12 protein-coding genes and 1 riboswitch are annotated in these 16258 nt (G+C 38.3%); of the genes, 7 read left to right on the top strand and 5 right to left on the bottom strand.

Annotated elements, in window-relative coordinates; translation table 11 throughout:
• The first annotated feature begins 421 nt into the window (after positions 1 to 421).
• The 4 genes from hcp to mgtE all read left to right on the top strand — a co-directional run bounded on the left by hcp (position 422) and on the right by mgtE (position 5281).
• Positions 422 to 2074, top strand: a complete 1653-nt coding sequence (gene hcp / locus DK866_RS01895; RefSeq protein WP_072069297.1) for a hydroxylamine reductase — start codon at positions 422 to 424, stop codon at positions 2072 to 2074.
• 57 nt (positions 2075 to 2131) lie between these two features.
• A complete protein-coding gene (hcr, locus tag DK866_RS01890) occupies positions 2132 to 3136 on the top strand; it encodes an NADH oxidoreductase (protein WP_109407494.1) in 1005 nt (334 codons plus the stop codon).
• Between the two features lie 271 nt (positions 3137 to 3407).
• The gene (locus tag DK866_RS01885; protein ID WP_109407493.1) at positions 3408 to 3743 is read left to right on the top strand and encodes a DUF6694 family lipoprotein; all 336 of its coding nucleotides are present in this window, start codon (positions 3408 to 3410) and stop codon (positions 3741 to 3743) included.
• A gap of 216 nt (positions 3744 to 3959) precedes the next feature.
• A riboswitch (M-box (ykoK) riboswitch) is annotated at positions 3960 to 4131 on the top strand.
• Positions 4132 to 4207: 76 nt separating this feature from the next.
• Complete coding sequence (gene mgtE / locus DK866_RS01880; RefSeq protein ID WP_109407492.1) at positions 4208 to 5281, top strand: magnesium transporter; 1074 nt, start codon at positions 4208 to 4210, stop codon at positions 5279 to 5281.
• Positions 5282 to 5351: 70 nt separating this feature from the next.
• Here the strand turns inward: mgtE and DK866_RS01875 are convergent, their stop codons facing one another.
• On the bottom strand, positions 5352 to 5867 hold the full coding sequence (locus DK866_RS01875) for a SprT family zinc-dependent metalloprotease (protein ID WP_162556966.1): 516 nt from the start codon (positions 5865 to 5867) through the stop codon (positions 5352 to 5354).
• Between the two features lie 105 nt (positions 5868 to 5972).
• Between DK866_RS01875 and DK866_RS01870 the strand changes: the two genes are divergently transcribed.
• The 3 genes from DK866_RS01870 to DK866_RS01860 are packed head-to-tail and all read left to right on the top strand — an operon-like array spanning position 5973 to position 7152.
• The gene (locus DK866_RS01870) at positions 5973 to 6296 is read left to right on the top strand and encodes an ArsR/SmtB family transcription factor (RefSeq protein ID WP_036912417.1); all 324 of its coding nucleotides are present in this window, start codon (positions 5973 to 5975) and stop codon (positions 6294 to 6296) included.
• A 3-nt stretch (positions 6297 to 6299) separates the two neighbouring features.
• Positions 6300 to 6734 (top strand): YeeE/YedE family protein, encoded by a 435-nt coding sequence (locus DK866_RS01865; RefSeq protein ID WP_109407490.1) that lies wholly within the window; start codon positions 6300 to 6302, stop codon positions 6732 to 6734.
• 4 nt (positions 6735 to 6738) lie between these two features.
• A complete protein-coding gene (locus DK866_RS01860) occupies positions 6739 to 7152 on the top strand; it encodes a DUF6691 family protein (protein ID WP_109407489.1) in 414 nt (137 codons plus the stop codon).
• 81 nt (positions 7153 to 7233) lie between these two features.
• Here the strand turns inward: DK866_RS01860 and bcsC are convergent, their stop codons facing one another.
• The 4 genes from bcsC to DK866_RS01840 are packed head-to-tail and all read right to left on the bottom strand — an operon-like array spanning position 7234 to position 16250.
• Positions 7234 to 10542, bottom strand: coding sequence for a cellulose synthase complex outer membrane protein BcsC (gene bcsC / locus DK866_RS01855; RefSeq protein WP_109407488.1), 3309 nt, complete (start codon positions 10540 to 10542; stop codon positions 7234 to 7236).
• 4 nt (positions 10543 to 10546) lie between these two features.
• Positions 10547 to 12868, bottom strand: a complete 2322-nt coding sequence (gene bcsB, locus DK866_RS01850) for a cellulose biosynthesis cyclic di-GMP-binding regulatory protein BcsB (RefSeq protein ID WP_109407487.1) — start codon at positions 12866 to 12868, stop codon at positions 10547 to 10549.
• A 59-nt stretch (positions 12869 to 12927) separates the two neighbouring features.
• The gene (bcsA, locus tag DK866_RS01845) at positions 12928 to 15513 is read right to left on the bottom strand and encodes a UDP-forming cellulose synthase catalytic subunit (RefSeq protein ID WP_109407486.1); all 2586 of its coding nucleotides are present in this window, start codon (positions 15511 to 15513) and stop codon (positions 12928 to 12930) included.
• The gene (locus DK866_RS01840) at positions 15513 to 16250 is read right to left on the bottom strand and encodes a cellulose synthase operon protein YhjQ/BcsQ (RefSeq protein ID WP_109407485.1); all 738 of its coding nucleotides are present in this window, start codon (positions 16248 to 16250) and stop codon (positions 15513 to 15515) included. The genes bcsA and DK866_RS01840 overlap by 1 nt, the downstream gene beginning before the upstream one ends.
• Between the last annotated feature and the right edge of the window lie 8 nt (positions 16251 to 16258).

The raw sequence follows: 16258 nt of genomic DNA, 5'->3' as shown, positions 1-16258 counted from the left end.
CATATATCAAATGAAATAATTTGATTAGCTATTGATGCAATAGGTGATATTAACTATAAAAAATAGTAATGAATATTACTGATTTAACAAAAATGAATTAACTTAATCGTTTCATCTCTCAGTCTTTATATGATTAAACAAAAAATACCCATCAGTTATTCTTCAATATTCTTTCTTATTTGCTCATCAAAGGTGTAATGCGATTAAGCAATCTGTTTAAAAAACAGGCTTTAGACTTATGTGAAATCAATAGATAAAAAAAGAGATATTAAAAGATCCACTAGAAATTGCGTTAGATCAAACAACATTTAAATTGTTCAATATTGCACTTTCTCTCTGATAAAAATGGCGTATTCTTATGTTGCATATGAAATGCAACTTATAAAAATAAAGCGTTATCTTATATTAGAAGGAATACGATATGTATTGTGTGCAATGTGAACAAACAATGAAAACGCCTGTAGGTAATGGTTGTGCCTATGCGCAAGGTATGTGTGGTAAAACAGCAGAAACTTCAGATCTTCAAGATTTACTGGTTGCTGTATTAGAAGGGCTTTCTGCCTGGGCATTAGCGGCACGTAGTGTTGATATTATTGATCATGATGTAGACAGCTTTGCGCCTCGCGCTTTTTTCTCTACGTTAACTAACGTCAATTTTGATTCTGATCGTATTGTTGGCTATGCGAAAGAAGCTATCTATTTCCGTGAAAGTCTGAAATCTCGTACCTTAGCAAAAAATGCAGCGATTCAAGTCACTAATCCAAGAGCTGAAATTCAATTAGCTGGAAATGATTTAGACAGTTTACAAAAACAAGCCCAGCTTTTTGCTTTAAATGGTGATAAAGCACAGATTGGTGATGATCTTCATGGTTTACGTATGCTGTGTTTGTATGGCTTAAAAGGCGCGGCTGCTTATATGGAACATGCGCATGTTTTAGGCCAATACGATAATGAAATTTATGCTGAGTATCACCGTTATATGGCATGGTTAGGAACTGATCCTGCTGATATGAATGAATTGTTAGAAAATGCGATGGGCATTGGTCAAATGAACTTCCGCATTATGGCAATTTTGGATAAAGGTGAAACACAAGCTTACGGTAACCCAACGCCAGTTACGGTTAATGTGCGTCCTGTTGCGGGTAAAGCAATATTAATTTCAGGCCATGACCTGAAAGATTTACAAATGCTACTTGAACAAACTGAAGGTAAAGGCATCAACATTTATACCCATGGTGAAATGTTACCTGCACATGGTTACCCTGAACTTAAAAAATACAAACACTTAGTGGGTAACTATGGTAGTGGTTGGCAGAATCAGCAAATTGAATTTGCGAAATTCCCAGGCCCTGTACTAATGACATCAAACTGTATTATTGATCCTAATGTAGGTAATTACGGTGATCGTATTTGGACTCGTAGTATTGTTGGCTGGCCGGGTGTAAAACACATCACAGGTGATGATTTCTCTGAAATGATTGAACAAGCCCAATCATTAGAAGGTTTCCCATATAGCGAAATTGAGCATTTAATTACAGTTGGTTTTGGTCGTGAAACACTATTAAATGCGGCTGATACAGTAATTGATTTAGTTTCACAGAAAAAATTACGTCACGTTTTCTTAGTTGGTGGTTGTGATGGTAGCCGTGGTGAGCGTAGTTATTACACTGATTTAGCAAGAGAAATCCCACAAGATTGTTTAATTATGACATTGGCGTGTGGTAAATATCGCTTTAATAAATTAGATTTTGGTACTTTAGAAGGGTTACCACGCTTACTTGATGTGGGTCAGTGTAACGATGCTTACTCTGCGATTATGCTAGCAGTTAATCTAGCTGAAAAATTAGGTTGTGGTGTCAATGATTTACCATTGTCCTTAATTTTGTCTTGGTTTGAGCAAAAAGCGATTGTTATTTTATTAACTCTGCTTTCATTAGGCGTAAAAAATATTTATACCGGCCCTACAGCACCTGCGTTCTTAACAGACAATCTGCTGGCGGTCTTAAATGAGAAGTTCGGTATGCGCTCTATTACTACACCAGAACAAGATCTTAAAGAGATCCTTTCAGCTTAATCGTTTAATTCATCATCATTGCCGAAGCCTACGGGCTTCGGTAAGGAATAAATATCCATGACGATGCCAAGTTCCCTTTGTCCTAATCGTATGCAGGTTCACTCAATTGTTCAGGAAACCCCTGAAGTGTGGACACTAAATTTAATTAATCACGACTTTTATTCATACAAACCAGGCCAATTTGCATTGGTTAGTATCAATAATAGTGATGAAACAATGCGTGCTTATACCATTTCATCTTCTCCAGGATTAAGCCCTTTTGTCACTTTAACTGTCCGCCGTTTAGAAAATGGTATCGGGTCAGGTTGGTTAACATCGCAAGTAAAACCTGGTGATTATCTTTGGTTATCTGATGCCCAAGGTGAGTTTACTTGTGCAGGAAAAGAAAATGCTCGCTATTTAATGTTAGCTGCTGGGTGTGGTGTTACCCCTGTGATGTCGATGACACGCTGGTTGCTAAATACTCAACCTAAAGCGGATATCACTGTTATTTTTAATATTCGTGAGCAAAGCCAGTTTATCTTTGAGAAAGAGTGGATCGAATTAGCCAATGCGTATCCCTATAATCTCAATTTTATTATGATGCCTAAATTACCTGACAATAAAGGGATATTTAGTGGTCGTATTTCTCAAGAAAAACTAGCTGCGTTAGTACCTGATATTGCGAGTCGCACTGTTATGTGTTGTGGCCCAAATAGTTACATGGAAGATACAGGACGTTTTGCAAGAAATCTTGGCGTACCTGCTGAGAATATCTTTATGGAACGTTTTGGTGATGAACCCGTTTGCGTTGATGAAAATGAACAACTAACCATGACTATTCGTCATCCATTATCGCAAATTAAAGTTCCTGTTGGTGTCACTTTGTTAACGGCAATGGAAGAGAATAAAGTACCCGTTTTTGCTGCTTGTCGTGCAGGTGTTTGTGGCAGTTGTAAAACGAGAATTGTTAGTGGTGATTATGATGTTTCCAGCACCAGTACATTAACGCCTGAAGAGATTGCGCAAGGTTACGTGTTAGCGTGTAGTTGCCGTTTAAAGGGTGATGTTGAGCTAGCATAATCGCTTTTTATTAAACTCTTTCCTTCTATTCTTCTATTTTTTTGCCCTGTTAATTTATTAACGGGGTTTTTTATGTCTATTCTTCCCATTAAATGTGGCATTAATCTGGAAAATACCCCCCTTTATTTTAATTTAAACTCCCTTTTTATTTATTCAGAATAATAAGAATATTGAAATGGGAGAGTTAATAAAAATATATTTTAATCAGTGTGGAGTTTCCTTATAAACATTCTGCTATTATTTAAACCATTGATTGGGTAAGGGGGGATATATGAAAAAATTGTTAGTTATTTGTTTATTTAGTGTCATGTTATCTGGCTGTGAAAAACCTCAACAAACCCTTGATGGCTCTAATGTAGAGTCATTACGTATGTCAATTGTTGAAATGCGTAATTCTCTCCCCCTCGATGAGCAAGCGCGTTTTGACGAAGCAATAGAATTAGCGATCCTTAATGATATTAATTTTAATGATTTAGTGATTGCAGGGCGTCATAAGAATGGCGATATGATCACCCGCAAAATGTGCCAATCATTAGATGGTAAAACAGTAAAAGAGATATTTTCACAGGCAGAAGAAATAAAAGTGCAAAAATTAGCATTTAAATAATCAATTAATAAACAGATTATCTCTGATTATGCGATTTTCACTTTCGTAGAAGAGGTTTATTTCTTTTTTATATATTAGTTCCAAATGGAATTATATTATTTAATTGTATGATGAATATTCTTGGCGTCATTTTCAATAGAACTTAAACAAAATCGTTATCGTGCTTTCCATTATAGTGTGAGTGGTTATAATGCGCGCCGCATTCGCAAGAAAATGGCAGTATCTCGTTAGGCGAGGCTCCTATACAAACACAGGTTACTGATCTGACGACGTCGAGAGACGCCCAAGATTAGGACAGGATATATCGACCGAAGGTATATCCCCATGTAACTTCCAGTATTCATCGGATACGTTGTATAGTGCTAAAACCGAGACGTGTAGATAGCTTTTGCATTCTCGCTTCTGGTTTCGCCCCTATGGAGAACTGATTTGCTAAACACAAACAGTAATAGGGAACCACAAAAATGACTTTCAATACTCAAAACAAAATGGATGCTGTCTTAGTTGCAGATGCATCCTTAAACACACCACAAAATAATTCAACACAAGATCAATACAATCGTTTAAAAGATGATACAACGGTTAGCGCATATATGAGCCAGTCTTATATTGCGGTTTCTGTTGCCGATTCAGTTGAGAATGTAAAAACCCAACTGGTTAATGATTTAAAAGACGAATTAATTCCAACCTATCTCTATGTTGTTGATAAAGATAATTATCTTAATGGAATTCTACCTGTTAAATCATTATTAACCGCGGCAAATGATCTGTTTGTGTCTGATGTTATGCGTCAAACTTTTTTCTCTGTATCACCTGAACAGAATCGACATGATGTGTATCAATTGATTAGCCATAGCGGTTTAGACAGTGTACCTGTGATGCATTTTGGAAAATTAGTGGGTGTGTTACGTCCCCAAGATATTGCGGAATTGATTGAAGATGAAAATACCCTTGATGCACAGATGCAAGGGGCAACGTCACCATTAGAGCAGCCTTATTTAGAAACCAGTCCAGTGACATTATGGCGTAAACGTGTTGTATGGTTATTGATGCTGTTTGTGGCAGAAGCGTATACCAGTACGGTATTACATGCTTTTGAAGATAGACTAGAAGCCGCTATTTCATTGGCATTCTTTATTCCATTACTGATTGGTACTGGGGGAAATAGCGGAACACAAATTACCTCAACGCTTGTTCGTGCGATGGCGTTAGGTGAAGTTAGCTTACGCAATGTGTGGTCTGTTTTAAGAAAAGAGATAACAACATCTATCATGGTTGCGTTAACCATGGGGATCGCGGGTTTTGTACGAGCTTGGTTCTTAGGCGTTGGAATGGAAGTGATGATTGTTGTTGGATTAACACTTGTTTCCATTACCGTTTGGAGTGCAATTGTTTCGTCTGTTATTCCAATGGTATTAAAGCGTTTAGGGATTGATCCAGCCGTTGTGTCAGCACCGTTTATCGCAACGTTAATTGATGGTACAGGTCTTATTATTTACTTTGAAATTGCATCTCATGTGATGAGCGAGTTTGCCTAAGACAATCCTACATATTCATTTTCAAGATAAAGCCGATGTGATTTAACTAACACATCGGCTTTATTTTTATCTACACGAGTTCGTGTTCTATAAATTGTAAAATTGACTGACAATGACGGCAACGATATTGAGTTTCACCACGTAATACCTTGTTATGACGTCGAATTGTAAGCTGATGTTCTTCTTCACATTGGCAAGCATAACGAAAGGTTTTGGCTTTAACGGTACTAACATCAAAATGATGGGTACGTTTAGCCGAAACGCCTAATACTGTTTCCATCATCCATTTCCACTCTTTTCCATGAGGCGCTACGCGGCCGAAATGGCGATTAACTAATAAGTGCGCCAGTTCATGAGGAATAACTTCCTCAATAAAATTCTGTTTATTTTCAATCAATAATGTAGGATTAATACGGATTTCCCAATTTGCATAATAGGCACTGCCTGCAATAGTTCCTCTCTGATTATAATGTAGAGTAGGTTCTGGGTAATTTGTATTAAGATAAAGATTAGCCTGCTGCAATTTTTCACGCAGTGTTCGCATAACGCTTTGCACTAAGGCGATGGGGACTCTTACCGTTTTCATGTTACAGAGCATATAGCGCCTTATACAAACACGCAATAAAAAGAAAACTTGCACAATATATAAATTAACATATTATTAAAAAGTATATTGATTATGGAGTTTACCATGACACAACGAGTTCAACCTGATTTATTAGATGCAATGAAATTGGCGGCTAATGAAGCGTCTAGCATGCTTAAGACGCTAGGGAATGGCGATCGCCTCTTATTATTGTGTCAATTAAGTCAGGGCGAAAAAAGTGTGAGTGAATTAGAAGAAAGTTTAGGTATACGTCAACCAACACTTTCTCAACAACTGACTGTTTTACGCAATGAAGGATTAGTGAATACTCGTCGTGATGGGAAACGTATCTTCTATTCTATTGCTGATGAAAAAGTATTAGTGCTTCTTAATACGCTTTATCAGCTTTATTGCCCTATAGCAGGTTAAGTTATGAATATAGATTGGGTTCACTTTACGCCTTTAAGTGCGGCAATAGGTGGACTAATGATAGGTGCGGCTGCCACTATTTTATTGTTATTTAATGGTCGCATCGCAGGAATAAGTGGAATTTTAGGTGGTATTTTATCAACAAAGCAGCAGGGCAATGGTTGGCGTTGGGCATTCTTAATTGGCATGTTAATCGCACCGACACTGTTTTATTTTTTTGATAAACCTTTAGCGCCAGTAATTGAAACATCGCCTTGGATGTTGATCATTGCAGGTGTGCTGGTGGGAGCAGGTACACGTTTAGGTAATGGTTGCACTAGCGGTCATGGTATTTGTGGATTAGCTCGATTATCGCGTCGTTCTATAGTTGCTGTGATAGTGTTTATGGTGACGGCTTTTATCACTGTTTATATTCAGCGTCATGTAATAGGAGGCTAATAAAATGACAAAGTTCGTTGCTTTTCTTTGTGGCCTTCTATTTAGTGCAGGGTTGATCGTGGGTGGGATGAGTAACCCGCAAAAAATCTTAGGATTTTTGGATATTACAGGAAACTGGGAGCCTTCTTTATTGATAATCATGGGTGTGGGTCTTGTTGTCAGTATTATTGGCTACCAATTAACACGCCGTAGACAACAAAGCATATTAGCCTGCCCTTTAAATATTCCAACCAATAAGGTTATTGATAAACCTCTCGTGTTAGGAAGTGTGTTATTTGGGATTGGCTGGGGATTAGCTGGGATTTGCCCAGGCCCAGGTTTGGTATTAGCGGGTGCGGGATTTTATCAAGGTATTTTATTTGTTCTTGCCATGATTGCTGGTTGGTTGTTAGTCGGTTTTTTGCGTAAAGCACCGTAATGGTAATGTAATCTATCTATATTTGTGGAAACATTAAACGGGAAGCTCTAGGCTTCCCGTTTGTGTCTGACGAGTTGAACATTATTTAAAGTCAGCGTAAGGGATCAGCGGATTCGGTGGTAAATCTAAATCTCCGTTCCAGCCATCAAAAGAATAACGTAAATACATTAATGCATGGCTAGGGGTATAGTTTTTAGCTTGTTGAATATCGATAGCTGCACCGATAAACCAATGCGGTGTAATGCGATGTTCAACTAATGCTCTTGCGGTATAACCAACGCCAGTACCTGAGTCACCTTCATCAACCGCATTGCGCTCTTGATAATAAAGTTTCATCATTTCTTCTCGATCTTCGGGGCTAAGTTCATTCATATAGCGATTAAACTTATCGACGGAGACGAGATTTTGTAAAGGGTAGCGTTTTCTGTCATCAGTTTGGGAGTAGGACCAAGAAACAGAACCAGATAATTCCCAAGACCAGTTTTCAGTGCGTTCACGATAATTAATCGGTATTCCCAAAGAAACATATTTTTGAGGGCTATAATAACCACCTTGGCCTAAGGTATAGCCACTTAAATCTTTATCGTAATGCCAAAGCATCGAACTTAATCCTACGGAAACCCGACGATTATTTTCATTGATAACTTTGTAATAGTAGCCCCCCATTCCTCGGATACTACTATTATCTTCAACGTTTTTACCAGTGAGTTTATCAACAGAAACCTCCCCCCAATAACCGTCTTTTCCACCAAGATCATAACTTCCACTCAAACGGATACCGGTTCTTCTTACACCCCCCCATGTTTGGTTTGTCCAAATATCTCTTTGTCCACCAAAAGCAAGTAAAGAGCTATTAACCGGGCGACGATGAATATCAAGTGTCCAACCAACATTAAAAAGATCATGACTATAGGCAATTTTACCAACCCAGTCTGTCACTTCAAAACCTAATGGTGTTGTACCCAGATCCCACTGCCATTGTTCATTTTCCCAACCAATTGCAGGGCTGACACCAAAGGCTTTTTGCTCTAGAGGAAAACAGCCTGTACGGTAACAAGTTCCAAATTTAGAGTCATAAGGTGATGTGCCAAGTTTACCACTGTTGAGATTGACTAAATCTGCCCGCCAAAAAAAACGGCCATCATAAACAGGATGATCAAGTTGTAACATCGTAGTGTGAGCACGTAATTTTGAATAGCCTTCACTTCCACTAGAGCCCCAATAATCATGTTCCAGTGTAAAACGCCATTCTTGCTGGCGATAGAGTGATTCTGCATCGGCACGTAAGCTTCGAGATAACCAATTATCTTTTTCGTCATTACGAATTAATGTGGTGTATTCAATATTATCGTTGGGCAATCTATCTGTTATTCCGTCTTTGATCATGGCTTGTTGATAATAATAGTGGGCTTGCTGACGGTGTTGTCCATCACGCTGAAAACGTGCAATATCGCGTAACACTAATGCATCAGCACTATCCGGCTCTTTTTCGATTTGTTGCGTTAAATACGCAAAGTAATGTTGTGCTTTTTCTGTATTACCCACCTCTTTTTCTGCATTAGCAACGCGCCTAAGAGAATTGCTATTAAATTGGTTGGGTGAAAGGGTTTCAATTTTAGCAAGATAATATTTTGCCTGTGCTTTCTTCCCTTGCTCTAAGGCAATATCTGTCGCGCCTAATAATGCAGTTTCATTGTTGGGCTCTAAATTGAGTGCGGTATGATAATAACTTAAGGCTTGTTCAAGGTTATTTCGTTCTTCAGCCCAATTGGCTAATAGTAAATAAGTCTGTATTTTTTGCTCAGGTGGAATATGAGCAAAAAGATAATCAACGGCTTGTTGTTCTTGTCCTTTTGCACGTAGAGACTCAGCATGTGCAAATATTTCACCAGAACGTAATCGGCTATCTAACGCTTTCATACTTTCACTACGTTGAGATAAAGGGATCATTTTTAGTGTATCAAGAGCCTGTGTTTCTCGGCCTGTTTTGTTCAGGTATAGCGCATAAGCATAAAGGCGAGATGCGTCATTAGGGAGACGACGATTTAATTGATTAAAATATTCTTCGGCAACATTGGTTTGTTGTGTCATTAATAAATCATCAGCAAGACGATAAATATTCCAAACATCATTAGGATAATCTTTAGCGATCGCCTTACGTTTTTCAATGGCACTTAGATATTGCTCTTTATGCTCATCATCGGCAGCTAAATCTTGTCTGATACCTGAAATGATATAACTATAATCTTCCGCTAAATTTTTATATTGTCTTGGCGTTAAATGGGAAATAAATTGTTGTGCCTTTTCATGGGACTGTTGGCGATAAAGCTTCGCTAAGCTATGTAAAGTGGCAGGATGATTGGGTTGATATTTTAATGCCTGTAAATAATGTTTTTCCGCTATCTCCAATTGGCGTTGTGCGACAGCGATATCACCTAAGCCAAGATAAGGTTCACTTTCATAAGGGCTTAATTTATTAAGTTGATTGAAATAGCGTTCAGCTGTTTCATAATCTTGTTTTAATAGGGCATCATCTGCTTTTGAAAGCAAATACCAATATTGATTAGACTGCAACATTGTTCGCCATTGACCACTATTATCATGATTTGGCGCTAATTTTAACGCCTGAGAAAGATAATAAATTGCTGCACCACGTTGATTAGCACGAGAATAGCGTATCCCCAAGGCACCTACAATATCAGCATTATCAGGCTGCTGGCGTACTTTTTGCTTCAATGTAACGAGAGGCAATGACGAAACATCAGATTTAGGCTTTATGCTTGCCATACTACTTGTTGTTGCCATCGTTGTTTGTTGCTGATAAATACTCGCTATTTTTGCATTTTGAGAGTATTGACGATAAACCTGATTGAGTCGCTCTATTTTATCCTCGTGTGAGGATTGCATTAGCACTTGGATATACTCTAGTGCTAAGGTTTCATCAGGTGGCATTCCCCGATAGATTTCATCGTATAAAGTTAAGGCATCATCATAACGCCCAGCGGTGCGATAAAGCTGGGCTCTTTGTAGTTTTTGCCGATTTTCATCTGTTGTTAATGATAACGTTTTTATTGCACGCTGATATTGCTCTGATTGTGGAAATTGAGTGCCTAATTGAGTAAATAACAGTTGTGTTTTTGCACTGTCTTTCTGTTTTACAGCAAACTGAATTTGCATTAATAGGATATTAGGATCATTGGGTTTAATTAAAGATAAACGATGTAGCGATTGAGCCACTAAAGCTTCATTTCCTGTGGATGTCCCTAATCTCACTTGCTCTTGCAAAAAGGCTTCAGTTGTTTCTTCACTGGCTTGTGTGACAGGCAAGAAGCCTGTCAGCACAAAGAGAGCAATAATAGATTGTCGATGCGAGTGACCAAAATGCCACATAGCCTTAGTCCTTAGCCGCTAAACGACGTTGGCTTCTTATTTTCATTGCTCGCCAAATAAGAAGAGAGACAAGAATAATACCGATGATTGCCGCTAAACCAAGCCAGATTGGGTGAGAAGCAAAGACATACCAAACTTCCTCCCACCAAGGTAAGTAACCTACGTAATATGTATCACCAACACGTAAGCTATTAACGCCAGATTCTCTGACTAATACCACGGAGCCATGCATTGCATCACGTTTACCGCTATCACTGATAGCTTCATTTAATAGCTTGTAACCTTGGGTACTGTCAGCTAACAGCGCGACTACGCTACGTTGTGAAAAGAACGGTGATTGGAATCCGATAATGGCGCCCATTGATCCCTTAGAGGTCAATGAGATCCGACTATCAGGACGTTTATCTGTCGGTTGATAGCTTGTATGACTAAATATACTGATCTCACGAGAAGGCAATGTAATTTCACTACGTGCCTTATCAATCAATACGTTCATCTGTTTGTCATTATTTAATGCGGGTGGAATAGTCCCAATGAGGAGTAGGTCGGCATCCCTTTTTTGCAGCTCATCTAATGAATCAGTTAGTGAAACATTAAGCGCTGGGTAGCCTGTTTGAGCACCAATATTCCCTGTAGAGATCAAAAGAGTCGATAACTGCGTCGGTGACGGTTGCTGATTGACAAAAATTAGTGTTTCAGAAAGGTCGGCATAACGGCTAAACGGGAAGCCTGCGTGGCTGTAAACACGTAAATCAGGTAAGGCAATATAATGTCGATAATCACCTGTAAAATTAAAACTGGATAAATCATCAATAGCAACAGCGTTTGGAACTGGTTGATAAGTAATACACTGGTCAGCTGAACCTCCCGGTATTGGATTAGTGTAATCAAATGCAAATGTAATTTGGTTACGTTCACCTAATTTTACTGCAGGGATATTCAATAAATTTTTATGCTCAATCCAACCTTGAATAAGCGGTAAATAAGCAATGACAAGATTGTCTTTTTTATCTTTTTCGAGAGGATAGGACTTAATAAAATGGTCATTTACTGAAATAGACATACGAGAATTATCTTGAAATGCAGGTGCGGTATAGCGATAACGCAATTGCATTTGTAATCCCGTATTATTAAACATAAAGAGATCAGGTGGTAAGGTCATATTTAACGTAATCGGATTAGGTTTTAATCCCCGTGATTGCAGTTGACCTTCATAATCTTGTAACGTATTAAAATAAATAGGTTTATTTAATTGTACCCATTTTGGTGCATCATAAGGCTCGCGAGGGATAAGCTTTTCTACTTCATTGATAGTGACAACATTTCCTCTAAAAATAACTTGCCCACGAGCGATGCCATTTACAGCAGTGATCAAATCATTATCATCACGTCCCATAATAAGAAGTAATTTGATATAAGGATTTGTTGGATGTGTCAGCATCTCGATAGTGGGAGCATTAACATCAGCATGCTGTTTTAAAAATTCAGGTTTTTGTTTATTGGTCGCAAAAACAATACTGTGTTGATTTGGTAATGCATCGTAATACACAGGATAATTTTGCTGACGCCAATCGACTTGAGTACCAAACCAAGAGGTGAGTATTGCAGCCGCTTTTTGTTGAGTGAGGTTAGGTGATTGGCTGAAAACCATCGGTAGAGTTATTGAACCGAAATCACGACTATCAAAGAATGGCTCAGGAAAATGCGCTAATTCATTACTTAAACGGAGTGACTGAAAGGTCAGATTTAATTGACTACTTTTACTGACGTCAAGCCAAAGCGTAGTATTGGCTTGGTTTTCACAAATTTCACGATAGTGACCAATAAAAGAGAGTTTTATATGGTTAAAATCTTGAATGAAAAGTGGATCAATCGGTAGGGTAATCTGATTTTTCTTACCTAAATCTTCTGGTTTTAGAGTAATAACCCCCATCATTTCATCGTTTAAATAGACATTAAGATGAGACTCGACAGGAAGTAACGACGGCGAAGGAGTGAATTCTAAATCTAGGGTCGCCTTTGAAACATATTCATCACTCCGTACACCGAATTCTAAATAGCCATCTGGGCTGACTCCGGTTAAATGAATAGCGCCATAGCTAGGGGCTGTATTTGCAAATTTTAGTATTTTTTGACGTACAGAAGGTGTTATATCACCAGATGACAATGGTGTATTTGCTGGCTCTGCTTGAGAAATAACTTCAGATGTTGCTTCAGTTATTGTGACCGGTGGCACTGAAGTATTCGTTTGCACTTCTTGCGTTTCATCTCCATGAACTGAAGAAGTCAGCATAAATAAGGCAAGTATGAGAAAACGTTTTTTCATTATTGTTACCCAATGATCTTATTGTTTATTAATAAATTCCCAAAAAACGGAGTTTTCCTTTAAGACTGATGCAATATTTTTGAAACATTAACGTGTTGAGGGAGTAAAGATGAAAGCCACAGCAAAAAGAGGCCAAGTAGACGGAAAGTGGCATAAATAAAGTAAGGTGCTCGTTTTAACAAGGTGTTATAGCCTTGCATGCTGATGAAAATAATATTTTTTAGACTATTTAAAGGTTTATCTACAGGAAGATCGTGTTGCCAATCAGCCCAAGTATCAGCTCTATCAAAGGTACAAGCTGTAAAATCAATGGCTTTTTGCGTGGTCATTTCAAGTAGTTGCAACCCAATAATTTGTCCATCTATACGTGAAATATTGGCTTTAAAAGCATGCTCTCGCTGATTTTGGCTCAACAGTAGCGTGATATTTTCATTTTGAGGTAAAGAGAGAGTGACATTATCAGGCAATAAAATAGCGCAGCTATTATCAGAGAAATCATAGAGATAGCATCTGTAGAGAGCTCCGTTGTTTAACAACAACATAGCCGGAACCTTGACTCTAACGCGAGGGAAACGGCGTTGTTGTTTGGTTTCAACAGAAACGGCAATTGCAACACCTAGTAAGACAAGGTTATAGCAAACCCATAATAAACACATGACAGCCGCCCAAACTTCGTCAGGATCGCCAGTTGCTATACGCCAAAAAGCAAATAAAATGCCCAATAAATTGAGATTGAAAAAGATTAAGTAAGGGCGGTTAATATTCCAATCAACAAACCCTTCTTCCATCACTCCGCCTTTTTCAGTGACGTTGAATTTGCCTTTATATGGGGAAAATAGTGTGCTTAATACAGGTCTAGTGGTGTACCACGCTAAAATTGTTTCATAGACCTCACCCCAAAATGAGTGGCGATAAGCACCTTGTAATTTCGCACTTGCCAGAGATATGTGGATCAAATATGGCACAACGTATAAGGCGATAGCGATAGCAGGCGCATAAATGATATAGGCGTGAAAAATAAGAAATGTCAGGGGGGCTAATAAGAAAATCATACGAGGAATGCCTGAGAAAAAATGCAACATGGCATTTAAATAACAGAGGCGTTGAGGAATGCTCAGTCCTTTACCGAATAGAGGATTATCGAGGCGGAATATTTGTACCATACCTTTTGCCCATCGAATACGTTGCCCTATATGTGCTGATAATGATTCAGTTGCTAGCCCAGCAGCTTGTGGTATACGGATATAGGCAGATCGCCAACCATGGCGATGTAAACGTAATGAGGTATGCGCATCTTCGGTGACAGTTTCAACAGCAATACCGCCAATTTCATCTAGTGCTGTGCGGCGTATAACTGCGCAAGAGCCACAGAAAAATGCCGCATTCCAAGTATCATTTCCATCTTGAACTAAACCATAAAATAGTGTGCCTTCATTTGGTGTTTCACGGAAATTGCCTAAGTTACGTTCAAATGGATCGGGTGAGAAAAAATGGTGAGGTGTTTGTACTAACGCCATTTTTTTGTCTTTTAAAAACCAACCCATCGTAAATTGTAAAAATGAACGTGTTGGAATATGGTCACAGTCAAAGATAGCGACAAACTCACCTGTTGCGTGTGTTAATGCATGATTGATATTACCTGCTTTGGCAAAGTCATGTTTTTCACGTGCGATATAACGAATACCCACTTCTTGTGCAAATGCTTTAAATTCAGGGCGATTACCATCATCAAGTAGATAAATAGAGAGTTTATCTTTAGGCCAATCTAAATTTAAGCTGGCATAAATAGTGGGTTTAACCACTTGCAGATCTTCGTTATAGGTGGGGATAAAAATATCGACACTTTGCCATTTTGTAATATCTTCAGGCATAGAAACAGGGTTTCTATGCAGTGGCCAAATACATTGCATAAAGCTGAGAAATAGCACACACCATGCGTAAGTTTCAGCAAGTAACAGCAGTAAACCGCAAAAAAGACTAAAATTATCAACCCAATACAGCGTAGATTGATAACGCCACCAGATATATCGACATGCAATGGTGAGTGCCAACATAATCATGGCAATGGAGGCAAAGCGACCAGGGATCTCACGGATCGCTAAAGCTACTAACCAAAGAACAATGACAAAAACAAATTGGAAAGTGAGATCAAATGGTTGGGTAATACTCAGTAAAATAAAGAAAATAGCTAAAACAGCAATGGCAGAGTAAAGCAGATATTGCCAAATGGGGGTGTTTTTTTTCTTGTGTTGAATGATTTCAATTGCAATAGGTGAAACCTGAACAAAGAATTTTTTGTATAGATTTCGAATATGGGAAATAAACTGAGTTGGTTTCTTTACCAATAAATATCCAATGTAATGACATGTTAGCCAAATACTTTGTAATAAATAGCGTAAGGGATCGAAAATTTTAGGGCAACGAGGGTTAATATGAGGAAATAACTCACGCTGTTTTCTAGCTATTTTTCGCCAAAAAGGTGATTCCATCCGTAAAAAAATCCACATAATGCCGATAAATAGCTCGTTAACAATGGCTGCACTACGAGAGGCTCCGTTATGGCGATAGAATTTGTAGTAACGAATAAGAATGTGTTGTGGCACATTCTTTTCTGTTTTTTTCTTGGCATCGAAAGATGATGGCATTATGGCTGTCCTTCTTTCCTCTCTAATAACGGAATACACCATTGGGTTAGTTGTGTAATTTCTTCAACTAACATGCAATTGGCTCGATAATCATATAAAGGTAAACGTGAGGCACAGGCTTCTAATGACGCCTCATCTCGATGAAGAACCATAGGGCATAAGGGAAAAGAAGTAGTTTGCCAAAATTGATAAAAATCTTGGTGAACTTGGCTAGTTGCTCGAAATTGATTAATGAGTATGTACTCATTTTTACTAAATTCATGTTGATTTAGGCGGATATGGCAGTTGCTTTCAGCCATTGCAACGGTGAAAAAAATAGCTGCTTTTTCTATCCAAGGGGTAAATAACGTATCTTGTGTATGTTGCAAGTCCATTAAAATAATGGCGTCTGGATGCAGTTGAATAAAGGATGATAAAAAGTGATTGAAATGCTGTTTTGCTGAAAATGATAACTGTAAGAGTAAATTATCCTTCGTGTTAACCAAACCAAAGGGTAAAACTTGATAGTGTGATCGATAGCTAAAAAGACACTCCTCTATAGGGGTTTGTGCCAATAATGCCTGACTTAATGTAGTCATTTCTTGCTGTGCAGGGAAATAAAAAGACAAAATACTTTCAGTGCAATTATCAATAATAAGCACTTTTTTATTTTGTTGGTTAAATTGCCGAGCAAGAGCAATTGCAGTGGATGTTGTACCCACTCCGCCTCGTATCCCTTTTAATACAATAAGTGGCATAGTTAGCC

It is taken from the genome of Proteus genomosp. 4 str. ATCC 51469, from assembly GCF_003144375.1.
GTDB lineage: Bacteria > Pseudomonadota > Gammaproteobacteria > Enterobacterales > Enterobacteriaceae > Proteus.
The sequence above is the reverse complement of the archived record's forward strand: the minus strand, read 5'-3'. Positions and strand labels throughout refer to the sequence as shown.